This window comes from Prosthecobacter debontii (assembly GCF_900167535.1).
Classification (GTDB): domain Bacteria; phylum Verrucomicrobiota; class Verrucomicrobiia; order Verrucomicrobiales; family Verrucomicrobiaceae; genus Prosthecobacter; species Prosthecobacter debontii.
Genome location: NZ_FUYE01000031.1, coordinates 1 through 18,456, shown reverse-complemented (window position 1 = coordinate 18,456; position 18,456 = coordinate 1). Strand labels below are relative to the sequence as shown.

Genomic DNA, 18,456 nt, shown 5'->3' with positions numbered 1-18,456 from the left:
TAGGTGCATAATAAGGAGTCGTTGAGTTCATGCTTGTATGCGAACATGGCAGGCCGTGAAGGGTCTGATGGTTCAGGTAACTGTGCGAACATGAGCGACGAGCGGAGAGGGCGGTTCAAACTCCAAAAGACCTAACTTGGGCAAGCCCAGGATGGTCAAGCGCACGCACGAACACGCACTCCCCGTGGCCCAGGCAGGGGTGGCCACCCCTGCCTGGGCCAACTCATCGCAGAGACGGAAGCAAAGCTTCCCTCAGGCAATCAAGCAACATACAAGCGCACGCGTCCTCGCGTGCAGTCAGCGGCGTCTCGCGGGAAACCGTTATTGATGAACATAGGTCGTTGGACATAGCATCGCTCAAGAACGGTCTTCGGCGAGGACGCCGCAGACTGCACGCGGGACGCGTGCGCTCCAGTTCCGATCCTACGCTACGCCCGCGGATGCGCGGCATCATAGACCTCCTTCATCCGCTGGGTGGAGACGTGGGTGTAGATTTGCGTGGTGCTGAGGCTGGCATGGCCCAGCAGTTCCTGCACGCTGCGCAGATCGGCACCGTTGTTAAGCAGATGAGTGGCGAAGCTGTGCCTCAGCTTATGCGGTGTGACATGCACAGGCATGCCGGACTTTTTCCAATACTTCTCCACCACATCCCCAATCGCCTGGGTGGTGATGCGCTTGCGCAGCTTGCTCAGAAACAGCGGCCCACTGTGCACGCCCGCTTTAACCCGATAGCGCTGGATCGCCTCCATCGCAGGTGTGCCGATGGGCAGAAGGCGTTCCTTGCTTCCCTTACCGAAGACCCGCACCGTATCGCTGTAGCTATCCACATCTTCGACATTGATGCCCGCCAGTTCACTCAGGCGCATGCCTGTGCTGTAAAACAGCTCCAGGATCGCCGCATCCCGTTCAGGGGCCCACACCGGTGCTGCCTTTTCCTTTTCCAGCTTCATCGGCAGATCCAGCATGTCAGTGATCTGTGTGACCGTGAGCACCACCGGGAGCTTCTTCTCTTGTTTGGGAAGCTGCACATCGAGCAGCGGATTTTGCGTCCAGCCCTGGCGGCGAGTCAGCCATTTAAAAAACGAACGCAGCGCCGCAAACCGCAGCCGAATGGTCGCCCGCCCCATCTCCTGCTTCATCAGCTCGAAGAGATAACGCCGGAAATCCTCTGCCGTCAGGGCCTCCCACGACGTAAAGTTTTTGTGCCCCCGCCGAAACTCCCGCAGCGCATGCGCATAGTTTTCCAGCGTCCGGTCCGACGACCGCCTCTCCACCTCCATGAACTGGAGAAAAGCCTGGCTGAGAGGATCGGACGCAGGAGTGGACATGGGGCATGTGACCAGTAATCAGTTTTTAGTGTTCCGTAAACAGGGATCACTGGTCACCAGCCACGGTTTACCAATCACTGCCCCATTTGACTCCCGGCCCGCTTTCCCGTAACCTCTCCTCCCCCATGCTCACCAAGCGCATCATTCCCTGTCTCGACGTCAAAGAAGGCCGTGTGGTCAAAGGCACGCAGTTCCTGCAACTGCGGGACGCTGGTGATCCGGTCGAGTGCGCCAAGGTTTACAACGCCCAAGGCGCGGATGAACTGGTCTTCCTCGACATCACCGCCAGCCATGAGGAGCGCAAAACAATGGTGGATGTGGTGGCCCGCACCGCCGAGTCCTGCTTCATGCCTTTGACCGTGGGCGGTGGCATCCGCACCGTGGCCGACATGCGTGAGATGCTTTTGGCCGGAGCCGACAAGGTAGGCATCAATACCGCTGCCGTGAAGACCCCCGAGGTGATTGATGCAGCCGCTGAAGCCTTTGGTTGTCAGTGCCTCGTCGTGGCCATTGACGCCAAGCGCAATGATAAGGGTTCCTGGACTGTTTACACCCACGGCGGGCGCAACCCAACCGAACTGGATGCTGTGGAATGGGCTGCGGAAGTGTGCCGTCGTGGTGCAGGCGAGATCCTACTCACGAGTATGGACTCGGATGGCACCAAGGCCGGTTACGACATCGCCCTCACCCGTGCGGTGAGTGAAGCCGTGACCATCCCCGTGATCGCCAGTGGCGGTGCCGGCAATCTCCAGCACATGGCCGATGTGCTCAGCCAAGGCAAAGCCGATGCGGTCCTGGCCGCCAGCATCTTCCACTTCGGTGAATACACCGTGGGAGATGTGAAACAGTTTCTTGGGCAGCATCAGGTGCCAGTGCGATTGGTGTAAAACCTTCACCTCTGCGCGAAGCGTCCCGGAGTGCGGTGACATAGAGTCAAGAGCATCTTGCCTCGACGACACCGCTCTGAGTTCCATGGTCCCCCATCGCGCTCGCTGAACGCTCTACGGAGTCAAGCCTTACGTAAAGTCACAGGGCCTTGCGAATCTGCTCCACAGATTCCAGAGCCTCCTCGATGCTGTCCCCCAGCACGGTGTAGTGCCCCATCTTGCGCTTCGCTCGGGCGCTGGCTTTACCGTACAGGTGCAGCTTCGCTTTCGGATGATTCAGCACAGGTGACCAATCGGGATGCACATGCTCGGACGGCCAGACATCGCCTAACAAATTAACCATCACCGCTGACGTGTGCTGGCTGGGGTCCCCCAGAGACAGGCCACAGATAGCCCGCATCTGCTGCTGGAACTGGTTCGTGATGCAGGCATCGATGGTGTAGTGCCCGCTGTTGTGGGGACGTGGAGCGATCTCATTGACCAGCACCTTGCCTTCCGCCGTTACAAACAGTTCCACCGCCATGGTGCCCACGTAGTCCAGACCTTCAGCCACGGCTTCCCACAGCTCCAGGGCTTGTTCCAGGATCGCAGGCTCCACACGAGCGGGAGCAATCGTGACATCCAGGATGTGATGGGCGTGCTGGTTTTCCACCACCCCATGCGTGGCCATGCGGCCATCCACACTGCGGGCTCCGACCACGGAGATTTCACACACGAACGGCACCCACTGTTCCACCACGGCATGATGGCCCTCGAAGGCTTTCCAGGCCTCGACCAAATCGGTGTCGGCATTCACCTTGCACTGCCCTTTGCCATCATAGCCAAAAGCGGCTGTTTTGATCACACAGGGACGGCCTAACTCTGCCACCGCCGCTTCCAGCCCCGCGCCGGTTTCCACGATGCGAAACTCGGCACAGGCGATGCCGTTCTCCCGTAGAAAGAGCTTTTCCCGCTCACGATGCTGGGTGGTATAGATCGCCTTGCGGCCAGGACGCAGCGGTTTCACCGCCTCCACGGCTTGCAGACAGGCATCAGGGATGTTTTCAAACTCGGCCGTCACCACATCCACCTGAGAAAGAAAGCCCCTCAGCGCCTCGGCATCGTCATAGTGAGCATTGATCTCCACATCGGCAAATTGACCCGCCGGGCACCCGGTGGGTTCATCGGTGAAAATGACCACCCGATAGCCGCTGCGGCGTGCCTCCAGGGCAAGCATACGTCCGAGCTGGCCGCCGCCGAGAACGCCGATGGTGGAAGGAGGAAAGAAGGAAGACATGAGAAAAAAGGAGAAAGAGCGTTGCAAGTCCGTGGTCAACCGTCAAGAGGTCAGGCCTCTCGAACAAAAGACAGGCGGCAACTGGGGCATCGCCTTTAGGCGGGATCTGCCCGACGTCGAGATGATTTGTTCGGCCATCCTCCCTGGACCTTAATACGGAGGGCCTTTTTCAGTTCGGAGCACCGCTTTTAGGCGGAATCACCGCCGTTTCGATCTCCCCACTTTCCGGCTGAAGCCGGGGCTCCGAACGCTGAACCCCGAACTCCGAACATCCCCCCCCTACTTCTCCAACTCCGCTTGGCTTTCCAGCACCTTTGCGGTCTGTTTTTCTCGGAAAGCCTTCAGTTTCTCCGCCAGTTCTGGCTGCTCATTGGCCAGCATGGACACGGCAAAGAGCCCTGCATTCGTAGCCCCCGCATTGCCGATGGCAAAGGTGGCCACAGGGATACCGCCGGGCATCTGCACGATGGAGTAGAGGCTATCCACACCGCTAAGAGCCTTGCTCTGCACGGGCACACCCAGCACAGGCAGGGTGGTCATGCTGGCCGTCATTCCGGGCAAATGGGCCGCTCCACCCGCCCCCGCAATGATGCACTTAAGGCCGCGGGACTGAGCCGTGGTGGCATAGTCGTAAAGAAGTTGTGGAGTGCGGTGCGCGCTGACGACTTTTTTTTCAAAAGGCACGCCAAAATCGGCCAGCACGCGGGCCGCATTTTCCATAGTAGGCCAGTCTGAACTGGAACCCATGATGATACCGACAAGGGGAGAATTCATGAAGGGCAACTAGCCTGAAGAAAACATCATCGCAACTATTTGCAAAACAGTCGCAACGTTTCCATGATAAGAGATATGTCCTTCCGCGAAAAACTAGAGAAACGCATTGCAGCCACCGGGTCGAACCTCTGCGTCGGCCTCGACCCCCGCATGGATCTCGCTGACGAAGCAGCCAAGCGGTTCATTATCAAGGTCATCGAAGAAACGGCATCCCATGCAGCCGCTTTCAAGCCCAACTCCGCTTACTACGAAGCGAAGGGCTGGCAAGGCATGAGAATTCTCGCTCAGGTCCTCAAAGAGATTCCGAAGGACATCCCCGTGATTTTTGACGTGAAGCGTGGTGATATTGGCGAGACCCAGGGCTATTACGCAAAGTCTGCCTTCGATGCATATGGCGTAGACGCGGTCACTCTAAATGCTTATATGGGTAGCGATACCCTGGAACCTTTCCTAAAATATCCCGACAAAGGCATCTACCTCCTTGGGGTCACCTCGAACCCAGGCGCGAAAGACATTGAACTGCAACCCTCTGGAGACCGGAAAGTCTTTGAACTCGTGGCGGACATGACAGGGGTCAGTCCTCAAGTCGGCTTGGTTCTGGGCCTCACGAACGCTGCAGATGACGTCCTCGCACGCACACCCGATGTGCCCCTGCTCATCCCCGGTCTCGGTGCCCAGGGGGGAGATCTCAGCGCCCTGAAAGGCAGCGCTCGCAAAGCCCCCCTCCTGGTGAATGTCTCACGCGGCATCATGTATCATAATGACCCACGCAGCAGCTTCGGCACCGTAGCCGCAGATTGGAAGCTACGCATCCGCGAGGCCATCGCTTAACCCCAGCCCCTCGTCTCCCCTCCTCGCGCCCTCCTTGTTTCGCAAAGAGGGCGTTCTTTTTGGCCTCGGAATGCATCCGCAGTGACAAGAACGGCACGCATTCTCCACTTGCGAGTTAACCGCGCCGAGTAATCTAGGCGCTCTCCAACCCCATCCATGATTCTCGACCTTCGGGATTATCTGCGCACTCCCTTGCAACGCGGAGCCTATCGCATTGTCGGCCCCATGGTGGATCGTGGTCTAGGACTGCGGGGCCTGGACGAGATCTACAACGGGGCTTGTGAACGGCAAAAAACGCACCCCGAGGGGGAAAGCTGCAAGGGCTGGTTCGAGTGCGTCTTGAAAAGCATGGACGCCAGTGGTGACGTGGTCACCGCTCCCGACTTCGAGTTTCCTCAAAACGGCCCCCTCATCGTCATTGCCAACCATCCCTACGGCATTCTCGATCCCGTCCTGCTCGCCCATTACGTCGCGAGCCACCGCTCCTCGGTGAAGGTGATGACGAACTCCATGCTGGCGGCCTTCCCGGCCCTCCGCCCGCACATCATCCCGGTGAATCCCTTCGGAGGAGAAGACGCCGCCCGCAGCAACGTCGGCGCCATGAAGGAGGCCCTGAAGCACCTCAAAGCCGGCGGTGCGCTGATCATTTTCCCCGCCGGTGAAGTGGCTGGCTATAAGCCTGGCTCGGGCATTCAGGAGCCCGTTTGGAGCGCCCATGTCGGATCTCTCGTTAGGCGCACTCAGGCGACAGTGCTGCCAGTCTTTTTCCCTGGCACCAACAGTACCCTCTTCCACGCCGCTGGGCTCATCCACCCCCGTCTCCGCACCGGTCTGCTCCTGCGTGAGTTTTGTAACAAGCGGGGCAGCCACATCGAGATGCGGGTGGGCACCCCCATCACCTACGGTCGCTTGCGCAAGTTCGAGGATGATGAATCCCTGACCAAATACCTGCGCATTCACACCTTCATCCTGGACAATCGCCGTCGGGATAAGAAAGCTCCCACCCGCCCTCCTCAGGCCGAATGGACCCGCGAGACCGCCCTCGCCGCAGAGCACCAGCAGCGCATCATCCGCGAGGTGCAGACCCTGCATGAACGCGGGTGCAAGCTGGTGAGCCAGGGCAATCTCAGCGTCTATTGCGCTCACTCCCACGAGATCCCGGATACCCTTCATGAGATCGGCCGCCTGCGTGAGGTCACCTTCCGCGCCGTCGGTGAAGGCACCGGCCAGGAAGTGGACCTGGACAAATACGACCGCTACTACCAGCACCTTTTCCTGTGGGATGAGGACAAGCAGCAGATCGCCGGAGCCTACCGACTGGGCCGTGCCGATATCATCCTGCGGGAATACGGTCCCAAAGGCCTCTACACCAGCACCCTCTTCAAGTTCGAGAAACCCTTCCTCGCCCACCTGGAGAGCGCCGTGGAGATGGGGCGTAGCTTCATCACCAAGGAATACCAGCGCAACCTCGCCTCCCTGCCCTTGCTGTGGAAAGGCATCGCCCACTGGATGGTGCGGAATCCCGGTTACAAAAAGCTCTTCGGCCCCGTCAGCATCAGCCAGGACTACGACAGCCTCAGCCGCAAAATGATGGTGGAGTTCCTCCAGGAAAACTGCCTGCACGAGGACCTCGCCAGCTACGTCAAGCCGCGCAACCCCTTCCGCTACATGCGCAGCCGCCGCCTCATGCGCGAGTTCATCAGCGCCGATCTGCGAGACGTGGATGACTTCTCCGCCCTCATTTCCAGTGTGGAGACGGATCGCAAAGGCATCCCCATCCTCCTGAAGCACTACCTCCGCCTCAGCGGCACCCTGCTCAGCTTTAACGTGGACAAGGACTTCTCCTCCGTCATCGATGGCCTCATCCTCGTGGATCTCACCGAGACCGACCCCAAGCTCCTGGCCAAATACATGGGCGAGGAGAACTGCAAGGCGTATCTGGCCAAGCACACGGCAAAGGCCTAACCTCACGCGAAAGGCGCGGGTGATTAATAATGAAAGCCTTGGGTAAGGATTGTGTAGCAATTGGCATGAAGTCTGATGTGGAAGCTCTTGAGCCACCACTCTCACCCCCCACAACCTTTGGCCATCACCATGCCGGCCACCTACACCTCGCTGCATTATCATCTCGTGTTTTCGACCAAGAATCGAGAACCCATGATCTCTGACCGTTGGCGCTCGCAATTTCACGAGCAGCTCAGCACGCTGGTGAAGGAACTGCAGGGCCTACCGCTCGCCATCGGCGGCATGAGTGATCATGTGCATCTCCTGTTAGGACTGAAGGCCGCCCATTGCCTCGCAGACTTCATTCGCGACCTGAAAAAAGAATCCACCCACTGGGTCATGGTGACGCTGGAGCCACCCGACTTTGGCTGGCATGAGGGCTACACGGCCATCAGCATCAGCCCCATGGCCCTGGAAGCGGTGCGGGCCCATATCCTCAATCAAGAGGCCCATCATCGGCAGCGCACGCATCGCGAGGAGCTCGTAGAAATGCTCATCCAAGCAGGCATCCCCTTCAACGAACGGCATCTCGATTGAACCTGCACCTGGCTTTGATACCGCCGCTGGGTTTTCCTTCGTGCTTGCCAAGAGGGCTCGGGGCTCAGAGCCCTTGCGGTTGATCGGATGCTCCACATCCCCTATTGATGGATCCCCACCTGATGGATTTCTACAGTGCCAGATTGCTCTTCGTCGTTCTCGTTGCCGACCGTCCCGGCCGGAAACGCCACCTCTACGATGAGACGGTGATCATCTTTCGCGCCAAAGATTCGGCACACGCCTTTGAGCGGGCTCTAGAGCTGGGGCGCGAGCAAGAAACGGATTACCCCAATGACAAGGGGCATCAAGTGAGGTGGGCATTGGTGCAGATTCTCAACATAAATCACATTGGCCGCTCGGTGGACGGCAAAGAGGTGGCCTCCTCCTTGCACTATCGAACGAGTAAAGAGAGCATACCACCGGACCACATTTTCCACCCAGAGAAGTCCAAGCCCGGAGAGAGTTTTTGAGCAGCTTTTTCTTTGGAATCGGATCATCGGATGGCGATATGACCCAGGTTCCATTCGGGAATGCTATTCACTTTGGGCGAGTTTTAAAGCCTGACAACCCCAACGATCAGCCCCTCCAAGGTCGGATGCAATACACACTCCGCTTGCACCCGACCCGTTCCCCCGGTTTATCGTAGGACATGGCGCAGGACTTCATCCGGGTGCGGGGTGCCCGGCAGCACAATCTCAAAAACGTGGACGTGGACATTCCGCGTCATCAGCTCGTGGTGCTCACGGGGGTGAGCGGATCGGGCAAGTCTTCCCTCGCGTTTGATACCCTGTATGCGGAGGGGCAGCGGCGCTATGTGCAGAGCCTGTCGGCCTATGCACGGCAGTTTCTGGATCAACTGGAGAAGCCGGATGTGGACTTCATTGAGGGCCTGTCCCCAGCGGTCGCGATCGAGCAGGTGCACAGTGCGCCGAATCCGCGCAGCACCATCGCCACAGTCACGGAGATCTATGACTACCTGCGCGTGCTGTATGCCATCGCAGGCCAGCCGTTTGACCCGGAAACTGGGGAGCGCCTGATCAAAAACACGCCGGCGGAGATCGGCGAGCGTCTGCTGGGTCTGGGCCAAGGCACGCGTGTGGTGGTGCTGTCGCCGCAACCGCCGAGCGATGGCGCGGGGGTGCGAGCTTTGTTTGAGAAACTGCGCCGCCAGGGCTTCGTGCGTGTGCGGCTGGATGGCGAGATCGTGGAGCTGGAGGAGGCGCTGAAACCCACCCTGAGGGAGGAGCATCGCGTGGAGATCGTGGTGGATCGTCTGGTCATCCGTGAAGGCGTGAAGGCTCGGCTCATGGAGAGCATCGAGGCGGCGCTGAAGTGGAATGAGAGTGAGGTGCAGTTTTTGGTGTCGGGCCAAAGTGAAGCGGGCACTCCTGCCCGCTCGTCTGCGATATCGACTGGCGAAACAGCGTCCAAAGAGGGCGGGCAAGAGTGCCCACCTCACTTGATGAGCTTCACCACGGCCTATGCCAACCCACGCACGGGCTACGTGATCGAGAAACTGACGCCGCAGCATTTCTCCTTCAACACGCATGTGGGGGCCTGCCCGACGTGTGAAGGCGTGGGCACGCTGATGGCCCCTGATCCCGGTCTGCTGGTGCCGGAGCCGGATAAGTCGATCAAGGACGCTGCGGTGAAGACCTGGTGGTCGAAGAACCCGAAGCTGAAGGCCATTCATCAGCGCGGAATCGAGGCCCTGGCCAAGCACTTCGGCGTATCTCTGGAGGCTCCGTTTAAAACCCTGCCGCAGAAGTTTAAAGACGCGCTCTTCCATGGCACGGGCGAAACCGCCATCGCCACGGGCTGGGCTACCGCCCCTAACAAACGAAGCGTCGCCAAACCCTACGAGGGTCTTTTGAAGGAAGCCGAGCGCCTCTATGCCAATGCCGAGAGCGACGCCCTGCGCAGCCAGCTCACCCGCTACATGAATCCCCTGCCCTGCCCCACCTGTGAGGGGAAAAGGCTAAGGAAGGAAAGCTTGGCCGTGGTTCTCAGTAGTCAGTGTTCAGTGATCAGTGATCCGTCTTCAGTGACTGGTGACGACGTGACAGAAGGGGTGAAGCCTCAAGAACTGAGCACTGAAAACCGATCACTGCATACTTCCTCCCTGAACATCCATGCCCTCTGCGCCCTACCCATCCGGGATGCGCTGGAATGGACGCGACAGCTCATACTGACGGAGCATCAGCGCAGCTATGTGGAAGAGCTGCAAAAGGAGATCCTGAAGCGGCTGGATTTCCTGGAGCAGGTGGGCCTGGGTTATCTGGCGCTGAATCGGGAGAGCGGCACGCTTTCCGGTGGGGAGATGCAGCGCATTCGGTTAGCCACTCAGATCGGTGCCGGTTTGGCCGGGGTGCTGTATGTGCTGGATGAGCCGAGCATCGGCCTGCATCCGGCGGATACGGAACGGCTGATCCGCACGCTGATCCGACTCCGCGATCTGGGCAATACGGTGCTGGTGGTGGAGCATGACGAGGCCATGATGAAGGCGGCGGATCATGTCATCGAGATGGGTCCCGCCGCTGGAGTGCATGGAGGCCAACTCATCGCCCAAGGCACGCCGGAAGAAGTGATGAAGGCCAAGGAAAGCCTCACCGGAGCCTATCTCAGCGAGCGATTGAAGATCACGCCGCCTTCGGTGCGCGTCTCGCCCAAGGAGAAGGAACCAGTGATCAGTCAACAGTCTTCAGTAAACAGTATTCAGTCGAAGGGCTCCAAACTGAACACTGAAAACCGATCACTGAATACTGAATACTGGTCACTGAAAACTGACTCCCTCCCCGCTTGGCTGACCATCTATGATGCCACGGAGCATAACCTCAAGCATGTCACGGCCTCCTTTCCCGTCGGCTGTCTCACGGCGGTTACTGGACCTTCGGGCAGTGGCAAATCGACCCTGGTGAACCGCATTCTGATGCGAGCCCTGCAGCGGCACTTTTACCATGCCAAGGATGAGCCCGGAAAGCATGCAGGCATCACCGGCATTGAGGCCTTTGACAAGGTGGTGGTCATTGATCAATCGCCCATCGGCCGCAGCCCGCGCAGCAATCCTGCCACCTACACAGGTGCCTTTGGCCCGATCCGCGAGCTGTTTTCCAATCTGCCCTTAGCCCGTGTGCGGGGATATGAAGCCGGGCGCTTCAGTTTTAACACCGCCGGTGGCCGCTGCGAGAAATGCCAGGGCGATGGCCAGATCAAAATCGACATGCATTTCCTGGCAGATGTCTATGTAACCTGTGATCAGTGCCACGGCAAACGCTACAATGCCGAGACGCTGGAGATCACCTTCAAAGGGCGTAACATCGCCGAGGTCCTGGAGATGACTGTCAGCGAAGCCACCCGCTTCTTTGGCAAGGCAAGCGCCATCGCCGATAAGGTACGCACCCTCGAGGAATGCGGCTTAGGATACATCCGGTTAGGCCAAGCAGGTAACACCCTCTCCGGCGGTGAAGCCCAGCGCATCAAGCTGGCAGCGGAGCTCTCCCGCAAGGCCACCGGCAATACCCTCTACGTGCTGGACGAACCCACCACGGGTCTGCACTTTGCCGATATCCAGACGCTGCTCCAGGTGCTCTTCCGCCTCCGCGATGCGGGCAATACGGTCATCGTCATCGAGCATCATCAGGACGTCATCCGCTGCGCGGATTGGGTGGTCGATCTCGGCCCTGGCGGTGGCAACGCAGGCGGTGAGATTGTGGCCACCGGCACCCCGGAACAAGTGGCCAAGGTGGAACGCAGCGCCACAGGAAGGTTTCTGAGAGAGGTGTAAGACGAGGTAGCTAGGCGCTCTAGTTGCCTTTCAGCGCCTCCTGCAAGGCTGAGAACGCAGGCTTGGGCTGGTCATGCTCATCCCAGATCAGACCTGCTCCGTAGCCTTTAAATTCGTGTGGAATCCAGGAGTGACGATCCGTGAAACCCCACAGGGAGAACGATCGAAGCTGCGGAAAGGCCATCGCCGCATCGAAGATCTTCTGGTAGTCCTTCGCCTGCTGGGACAAGCTCTCGGGAGTTGCTGGCAGCGGGATGCGCACATCCAATTCCGTGACGTGAAGCTCCAGTCCCAAGTCGGCCAAGCGTTTTAAATTCGCCTGAAAGTCCTTCACGTTTGGCAACTGCCTCACCGTCACGTGCATCTGAAAGCCGACCCCATGCACAGGCACCCCCTGCGCCTTCAGGTCCCGCAGCATTTCATAAACGGCATTCGATTTCACGCCGAGATCTTCGGCATTGTAATCATTGTAGATCAAGATCGCGGTAGGATCCGCTTCGTGTGCCCAGCGGAAGGCTTTTTCAATGTAATCCGGGCCAATGCCCCGCTGCCAAAAACTGGGCCTGCGGCTGCCATCATCATTCAGGGCCTCATTCACCACATCCCAGAGTTGCACCCGACCTCGATAACGCCCCACGACGGTGAAGATGTGCTCACGCAGCAGGTGCAAAAGTTCATCCCGGCTCCAGGTGCCAGTTTCCAGCCACTTCGGGACTTGGCGATGCCACACCAGCGTATGTCCATGCACCCGCTGAGCATGACTTTCCGCAAAGTTAACCAACTCATCCGCGTCGCTCCAATAAAACTCCCCTCGCGCTGGCTGGAGGGCATCCATCTTCATCGCATTGGCTGGCGTGAGCATGGAAAATTCCATTCCCGCCCGAGCCCGATAGTCGGACTCACGTCTCAGAGGCTCCATGTCGATCGCTGTGCCGAACTGAATGTCCCGTCGCTGAGCCCAGTGCCGCAATGGGATCGCACTCGCCTCCTCTGACGCAGATTGAGCAGACTCGGACACGGACACGGCGCAGACCCATCCGACGAGCCCGAGGCGACTTACAGCAAACAAGAAACGCATAACGAATGAATACATCATTTGCAGGACCTGTGTCATCGTTGAGTTCGCGATGAGTGTCAGTTTACAAACAGAAGTGGGTGACGGTCAGTCGACCGTCACCCACCTCATTGATCCATAAGGATCAGATCAAGCCCAATGAAGCCTCATCACTTCGCCAGCAAACGGCTCATGATCTTCTCGGTGCGGGCGACGATGCGCTGAGGATCGTCCAGCAGACCGGCGGAAAGCAGGGCGTTATCCAGCACCTGCTCCGCGATGAGCTTGGCGCCTTCAGCGTCGTCCTTGCTGAGCGAGGCCAGCTTTTTCACGATGTCGTGGCGGGGGTTGATCTCCAGGATCACCTTCGGTGCTTCGACTTCATCCGGCTTCATGGCGCGCATCATCTGGCGCATCTGCGGGGTCATCTCACCATCGGGGGTGATGGCCAGTGCGGGACTATTGACCAGGCGTTTACCGCTACGCACTTCTTCCACACCATCGGTTAGGCTTTCTTTCATCCAGCCGCAGAGGGTGGTGGTGTCTTCTTCGCTCAGGGCTTCGCCTTCCGTGGTCACATCACCCAGGTCCACTTCATTGGAGTTCACCGCCTGGAGCTGCTTGCCATCGAACTCGCGCAGGCTGGAGACGACGTATTCGTCAATCGTCTCATAGAGGTAGAGCACCTCATAACCCTTGCTCTTGAAGGCCTCCACATACGGGCCAGACTCGATGGTGCTGCGGGAAGGGGCCACCTGGTAGTAGATGGCCTTCTGGTCTTCCTTCATGCGGGAGACATAGTCCGCCAGACCGATGACCTCGCCCTTCTCGGTGAGGCTGGATTCAAAACGCAGCAGCTTGGCAATCGCATCTTTATTGGCGAAGTCAGTGGCCACGCCTTCCTTGAAGAAGCGGCTGAACTTAGCGTAAAACTCCTGGAATTTCTTGGCGTCATCCTGGGCTTCTTTGTCCAGGAACTTGAGGAGGCGCTTCGTCACCACCTCACCCAGCTTACGCACTAGGGCGCTGTCTTGCATCGACTCGCGGGAGATGTTCAGCGGCAAGTCTTCACTATCGATGACCCCACGCACGAAACGCATCCACTCAGGCAGCAGCTTCTTCGGATGCGGGTCGATGAGCACCTTCTTGCAGTAGAGCCCCACGGCAGGCTCCATTTGGCCCATGCCAAAGGCCTCCATGTTTTGCTCTGGCAGGAACAGCAGCGCATTGATCACCAGCGGGGCATCAGCCTGGAAGTGCAGGCGATAGCTCGGATCATCGAAGGCGTGCGCGGTGAATTTGTAGAACTCCTTATACTGCTCCTCGGTCACCTCATCTTTGCTCTTCAGCCAGATGGCCTCCACCGTGTTCACGCGCTCGCCATTGAGCAGGATCGGGAAACCGACGAAGTTCGAGTATTTGCCCAGGATCTCCTTCACGCGGTGTGGTTTGGCAAACTCCGTGGCGTCTTCCTTCAGCTTGATGACGATCTTGCAGCCACGGGCCTGATCAGGGGCTTCCTCGATGCTGTAGGTGCCGACTCCAGCGCTGGACCAGACGAGGTGCTCGCCCTCATTGCGCCAGGAGTGGGTGTAAACTTTCACTTCCTCCGCCACCATGAAGGCGCTGTAGAAACCGACCCCGAACTGACCGATCAGGGTGGCATCACCGGACTTACCGGCGTTTTTCAAAGCGGCCGCAAAGGCCTTGGAACCGGAATGGGCGATGGTGCCGAGATTCTCCACCAGCTCAGCGCGCGTCATGCCGATGCCGTGATCCGCGATGGTCAGCGTGCCGGCGGTTTCATCGGTGCTGATGTGGATCTCCAGGGGAAGTTCCGCGCCGAAGACTTCGTTCTCGGTCAGCTGCGTCAGCCGCATCTTCTCCAGCGCATCCGCAGCATTGGAGACCAGCTCACGGATGAAGATTTCGCGGTCGGTGTAGAGGCTGTGGATGACGATGTCCAGGACCTGCTTCACTTCGGCCTGGAACTCATAGGTGCTACCAGTGGTCGTGTTGCTCATAGGGGATGAATATAAGATTGGGGGAATAAAACGGGCGCGGAGGATAAAAAGGCGCAGCCATCTGTCAAAAAGGCATGCGCAAAAGCAGGGAGAATTCTGTGCTCTGGCCACCGTGGGGACGCTCGGACCGAGCCAGTCATTTCCTAAAAAGAGAATTGACCGTCGAATCCGCATTCTGATAACCTTCCGGCACCCTTTGCCATGAATGTGCGACTTCTCATCTCCGCTCTGGTCAGTTGCCTGTGGATGCCCGCGATGGCACAGCTCGTCGTCACGAAGTTTCCCGCGAAAGACACGTCACCGCTCCCCTGGCAGGCTGACATGGATCAACTGGAGCGCCGTTATGTGAAGAGCCTGCTTCCCGTCCAGCAGATCCTGCTGAGCGAGCTGGAAGTGCAGCGCAAGTCTCCTTCGGGTCTCTCAGCCCAACGTCAGGTGGACCTCTCCATACTCCAGTCCACTGCGGAGGAAAGGCAGCAAGCACTGAGCCAGGGGAAAATATGGTTACCCGGTCCCCAACAGGCAGGGTGGGAGGCGTTCTGCCGGGCGGCCCAGGGGAGAACATGGTCCCTCGAAGGCACCTCCAACGTGCGCAAGCTCCGAATCGAAGGCCAAGACCTGATGCTGACCAATGACAAGGGCATGGAATTCCGCCCCACCCAGCAACGAGCCGCTGCGCTGCCAGGTGCCTTTCTCACCCGGCGTTCCGACCGTGGCTATTCGGTCTATCTCATCTCACCCGACCTCCAACAAGCTCGTTGTCTGGTGGTCCGCTCCACGAGCGAGGGCATCTCCCGCTCTGCCTCCATGCCGTTGTATTTAAACCATTCTCCAGCCGAAATCCTAGCAACTCTCGACGCCACGCCCCAGCCTGACCCGAAGCCAAGCACGAGACCTCCAGATCTAAACCAGGACCTTTTGACCGCTCTCGAGGACCGCGTGCGGCAGATCGAAGTCGCGCATCACCGAGAGGCGATCCAGATTCTCACCAAACATGTAAGCCAATCCTATGAGACACGCGCTTACTCGAACATGTTTCCGCTGAAAAGAATCCTGCGTCAGTATCGACGGGCCTTGGCTTATCTCACTCGTTCACCGGAGCTAGATGTGCCCATGCTCAGCCAAGAAAGGTTTCTCAAAGAGGTGCCTGAAGAACGCTGGCTGTTATCGGGCAGGACGAGTGGAGGTCACCCGTGGAGCCAGTTCGATGGCCAGTTCCTTCATGCCCTGAATTTCAAAGATGAAGAAGGGGCGAAGGAGCCTATGCAGATCATCTGGCCAGGTCTGATTTCCAACTCCAGCCACCCCTCAGATCGCCCCTGCTACATCGCCTTCAGTGCTGATTTCCATAACTGTCTCTATCTTCCCAACGTGACGGGCACCTATCGAGGAAAGCTCCTGGAATAAACTGCTGCCTCACACCAGATGCCTGGCAAGTGTGACCTCGAGGTTACGCTCCACGACGGCCCCCATGCTGTCGCAGTTGTCAAAAGCATTCGTGTGATGAAATTCCCCCAACTCCTGGGCGAGCTGGGCCACCTTGTCGGCCGGTTCGCGCGGGTTGTTTTTCATGATCTGGATCAGTGCACTCAGTCGCTGATGCTCACTCAGGTATCGGCGGGCGATGAGACTGCGCTCTTCATCCTGATACTGATTCATGGTGGGTAGGTTCAGTAGCTTTCCACACAGCCAGACCACGGGATTGTTCTCTTTGAAAAACTGCGGCAGGTAGATGTTCCGACGGCCTTCGTAGCTTTGCTGGTCGAAGTCGATGGCCCGCACGCGATACTGCACGTCTTCAAAGTCAGGCGTGATATCGATGACGTAGTTGTAGCTGCGCATGTCTCCTAACAGACGGAGAAAGCAGCGCTCGCTGAATTTGACGAACTCTTTGGCGATACGAACCTTGTTCACGTCCACCCGATCCAAGTGATCGCGGATGAAAACATCCCCGGGAATGCCAGCAATGTGCTCCTCCACCAGGGTGCTGCGTTGAGCCAGGTAGTTGATTCGGTTGGGTGAAAGCAGGTGCTCGAGCTCCAGGCCATAGACTCGGGAAGCGTCCGCTGTCTTCACATAAAAATGGTCATAGTTGTCGTTATACTGATTGACCACCCGCACGCGGAAAGGGCGTGAGTTTCCAAACGCACAGTAGTCCACCCGCTCCACAAAGAGGTGCGGCACGGCCTGGAGATCTCCCGTGCGCAGCAGGGAGTAGATGCTGGTGAGGCGGGGGTAGAGATACTCCTGCACACTGCGGGGATACAGCACGGAGGCCCAGTGGGTGGGATTGCCGTTCTTATCATCCAGCGGATAGCTTTCGGTAAACCCGAGCAGGTCTTGGTAAGACGCAGGTAGAGAGTAATGGCGCCCAAACTCATCCAGATAGGTTTCCAGCTCCTCCGTGACGGGGAGGAACTCCTTGCGCTTGCTGATCTGGATGTCGGTGGCCATGAGATAACCTGGCCGTGACGCAATGATCAGTCCAGCACGGCATGAAAATCGACTTTGCCTACGCTTGGGCGGGACGTGTCGGCCCACGACTCCAGCCAAAGGCCAGGAAGGCGAGGCCAATGACGATCATGAAGACCGAGAAAAACTGGCCACGGGTCAGGCCGAGGATGGCTTCTGAGCCGGAGTCCGGCTGGCGGACGAACTCCAGGCTGATGCGGGCGAGCGCATACAGGATGAAGAACAGCCCGGTCAGGATGCCATGAGGCAGGCGAGGATAACGCAGGCGGACGGCGAGCAGGATGGCAGAGAGGAACAAGCCTTCACCTAAGGCCTCATAAAGCTGGGAGGGATGCCGTGGATGCAGGAGGTTTTCCAGTGCCTCCACACCTCCATGTTGGGTTTGGAACCAAGCGATGATGTCCGGGCTGTGTTGAATGCCGAGGGGTAAAGCATCGACAACAGCACCGGAACCTCCTTGTTTGAGGAAGTCCTCATGCAGCAGCTCGGTGGGGAACTTCATGGCCCAGGGGACCGTGGTCACCCGGCCAAAGAGTTCGCCATTGATGAAGTTGGCAATGCGACCGCAGAAGATGCCGAGCGGAGCTCCACACACGAGGGTATCGCCCAGACCGGTCCAGGAGATCTTATGTCGCCGGGCATACCACAGGAGAAACAGTGCCACGCCAACGATGCCACCATGGCTGGCCATGCCCCCACGATTCAGCAAGAAGAGCGTCCAGGGCTCACGGATGAAGTGATCCCAATCATAGAGCAGCATGTAACCGAGACGCCCACCCAGCACAACGCCGAAGAGCGCCACCATGGTGATAAAGTCCGCCACTTGCGCCGGTTTGATCTCGGAGAGTCCGCGCTGGGCTAAAAACAACATCACGCGGTAAGCCAGATAAAACCCCAGCACATAAGCCAGGCCATACCAATGCACGGCAAAGCTGTCCGAGAAGCGGATGACGTAGGGGCTCAGGTCGTGCAGGTAGTAGGCGAGATGGGCGGTGGTCATGCGGTCGTCGAGCAGCCTTTCGGTTCAAATCCGGCCTCTGGCAAGCGACGGATGTGTGAAGGGGAGGATCATCATGGAGCGTACGCGTCTCGCGTGCAGTTTCACGCGTCCTCGCGGGAAACCGTTCTTCGATCTCAGTTTTAGGGATCAACCAACCTCAAGAAAAGTCAGCGGCGAGACGCCGCTGACTGCACGCGAGGACGCGTGCGCTTGTATGTTGCTTGATTGCCTGAGGGAAGCTTTGCTTCCGTCTCTGCGATGAGTTGGCCCAGGCAGGGGTGGCCACCCCTGCCTGGGCCACGGGGAGTGCGTGTTCGTGCGTGCGCTTGACCATCCTGGGCTTGCCCAAGTTAGGTCTTTTGGAGTTTGAACCGCCCTCTCCGCTCGTCGCTCATGTTCGCACAGTTACCTGAACCATCAGACCCTTCACGGCCTGCCATGTTCGCATACAAGCATGAACTCAACGACTCCTTATTATGCACCTA

At 58.4% G+C, this 18,456-nt stretch carries 14 protein-coding genes; 7 read left to right on the top strand and 7 right to left on the bottom strand.

The genetic code is table 11. The features are described from left to right. Positions 1–428: 428 nt before the first annotated feature. Positions 429–1,328 (bottom strand): site-specific tyrosine recombinase/integron integrase, encoded by a 900-nt coding sequence (xerA, locus tag B5D61_RS25020; protein WP_078816167.1) that lies wholly within the window; start codon positions 1,326–1,328, stop codon positions 429–431. A gap of 125 nt (positions 1,329–1,453) precedes the next feature. Here xerA and hisF point away from each other — a divergent pair, with 125 nt between their 5' ends. After that, a complete protein-coding gene (hisF, locus tag B5D61_RS25015) occupies positions 1,454–2,215 on the top strand; it encodes an imidazole glycerol phosphate synthase subunit HisF (protein ID WP_078816166.1) in 762 nt (253 codons plus the stop codon). A 139-nt stretch (positions 2,216–2,354) separates the two neighbouring features. Here the strand turns inward: hisF and B5D61_RS25010 are convergent, their stop codons facing one another. Together B5D61_RS25010 and purE are read right to left on the bottom strand one after the other, a co-directional pair. Then, complete coding sequence (locus B5D61_RS25010) at positions 2,355–3,491, bottom strand: 5-(carboxyamino)imidazole ribonucleotide synthase (protein WP_078816165.1); 1,137 nt, start codon at positions 3,489–3,491, stop codon at positions 2,355–2,357. Between the two features lie 279 nt (positions 3,492–3,770). Next, positions 3,771–4,265 (bottom strand): 5-(carboxyamino)imidazole ribonucleotide mutase, encoded by a 495-nt coding sequence (gene purE / locus B5D61_RS25005; RefSeq protein ID WP_078816164.1) that lies wholly within the window; start codon positions 4,263–4,265, stop codon positions 3,771–3,773. Between the two features lie 75 nt (positions 4,266–4,340). Between purE and pyrF the strand changes: the two genes are divergently transcribed. The 5 genes from pyrF (at position 4,341) to B5D61_RS24980 (ending at position 11,421) form a co-directional block, all read left to right on the top strand. Then, complete coding sequence (gene pyrF, locus B5D61_RS25000) at positions 4,341–5,096, top strand: orotidine-5'-phosphate decarboxylase (RefSeq protein WP_078816163.1); 756 nt, start codon at positions 4,341–4,343, stop codon at positions 5,094–5,096. 156 nt (positions 5,097–5,252) lie between these two features. Further along, a complete protein-coding gene (locus tag B5D61_RS24995) occupies positions 5,253–7,061 on the top strand; it encodes a bifunctional lysophospholipid acyltransferase family protein/GNAT family N-acetyltransferase (RefSeq protein ID WP_078816162.1) in 1,809 nt (602 codons plus the stop codon). Between the two features lie 129 nt (positions 7,062–7,190). Beyond that, positions 7,191–7,637 (top strand): transposase, encoded by a 447-nt coding sequence (locus B5D61_RS24990; RefSeq protein ID WP_078816168.1) that lies wholly within the window; start codon positions 7,191–7,193, stop codon positions 7,635–7,637. Positions 7,638–7,744: 107 nt separating this feature from the next. Next, positions 7,745–8,107, top strand: a complete 363-nt coding sequence (locus B5D61_RS24985) for a DUF4288 domain-containing protein (RefSeq protein WP_078816161.1) — start codon at positions 7,745–7,747, stop codon at positions 8,105–8,107. Positions 8,108–8,286: 179 nt separating this feature from the next. Beyond that, positions 8,287–11,421 (top strand): excinuclease ABC subunit UvrA, encoded by a 3,135-nt coding sequence (locus B5D61_RS24980; protein WP_078816160.1) that lies wholly within the window; start codon positions 8,287–8,289, stop codon positions 11,419–11,421. A 19-nt stretch (positions 11,422–11,440) separates the two neighbouring features. On the opposite strand, the gene B5D61_RS24975 is transcribed toward B5D61_RS24980, so the two are convergent. Next, positions 11,441–12,499, bottom strand: coding sequence for an endo-1,4-beta-xylanase (locus B5D61_RS24975; RefSeq protein WP_176159666.1), 1,059 nt, complete (start codon positions 12,497–12,499; stop codon positions 11,441–11,443). Positions 12,500–12,645: 146 nt separating this feature from the next. After that, a complete protein-coding gene (htpG, locus tag B5D61_RS24970) occupies positions 12,646–14,499 on the bottom strand; it encodes a molecular chaperone HtpG (protein ID WP_078816158.1) in 1,854 nt (617 codons plus the stop codon). A 201-nt stretch (positions 14,500–14,700) separates the two neighbouring features. On the opposite strand from htpG, the gene B5D61_RS24965 reads away from it, so the two are divergent. Continuing rightward, positions 14,701–15,906, top strand: coding sequence for a hypothetical protein (locus B5D61_RS24965; protein ID WP_078816157.1), 1,206 nt, complete (start codon positions 14,701–14,703; stop codon positions 15,904–15,906). Between the two features lie 9 nt (positions 15,907–15,915). Here the strand turns inward: B5D61_RS24965 and B5D61_RS24960 are convergent, their stop codons facing one another. Next, positions 15,916–16,953, bottom strand: coding sequence for a hypothetical protein (locus B5D61_RS24960; protein WP_078816156.1), 1,038 nt, complete (start codon positions 16,951–16,953; stop codon positions 15,916–15,918). A gap of 58 nt (positions 16,954–17,011) precedes the next feature. Then, the gene (gene lgt, locus B5D61_RS24955; protein WP_078816155.1) at positions 17,012–17,971 is read right to left on the bottom strand and encodes a prolipoprotein diacylglyceryl transferase; all 960 of its coding nucleotides are present in this window, start codon (positions 17,969–17,971) and stop codon (positions 17,012–17,014) included. Positions 17,972–18,456: the final 485 nt, after the last annotated feature.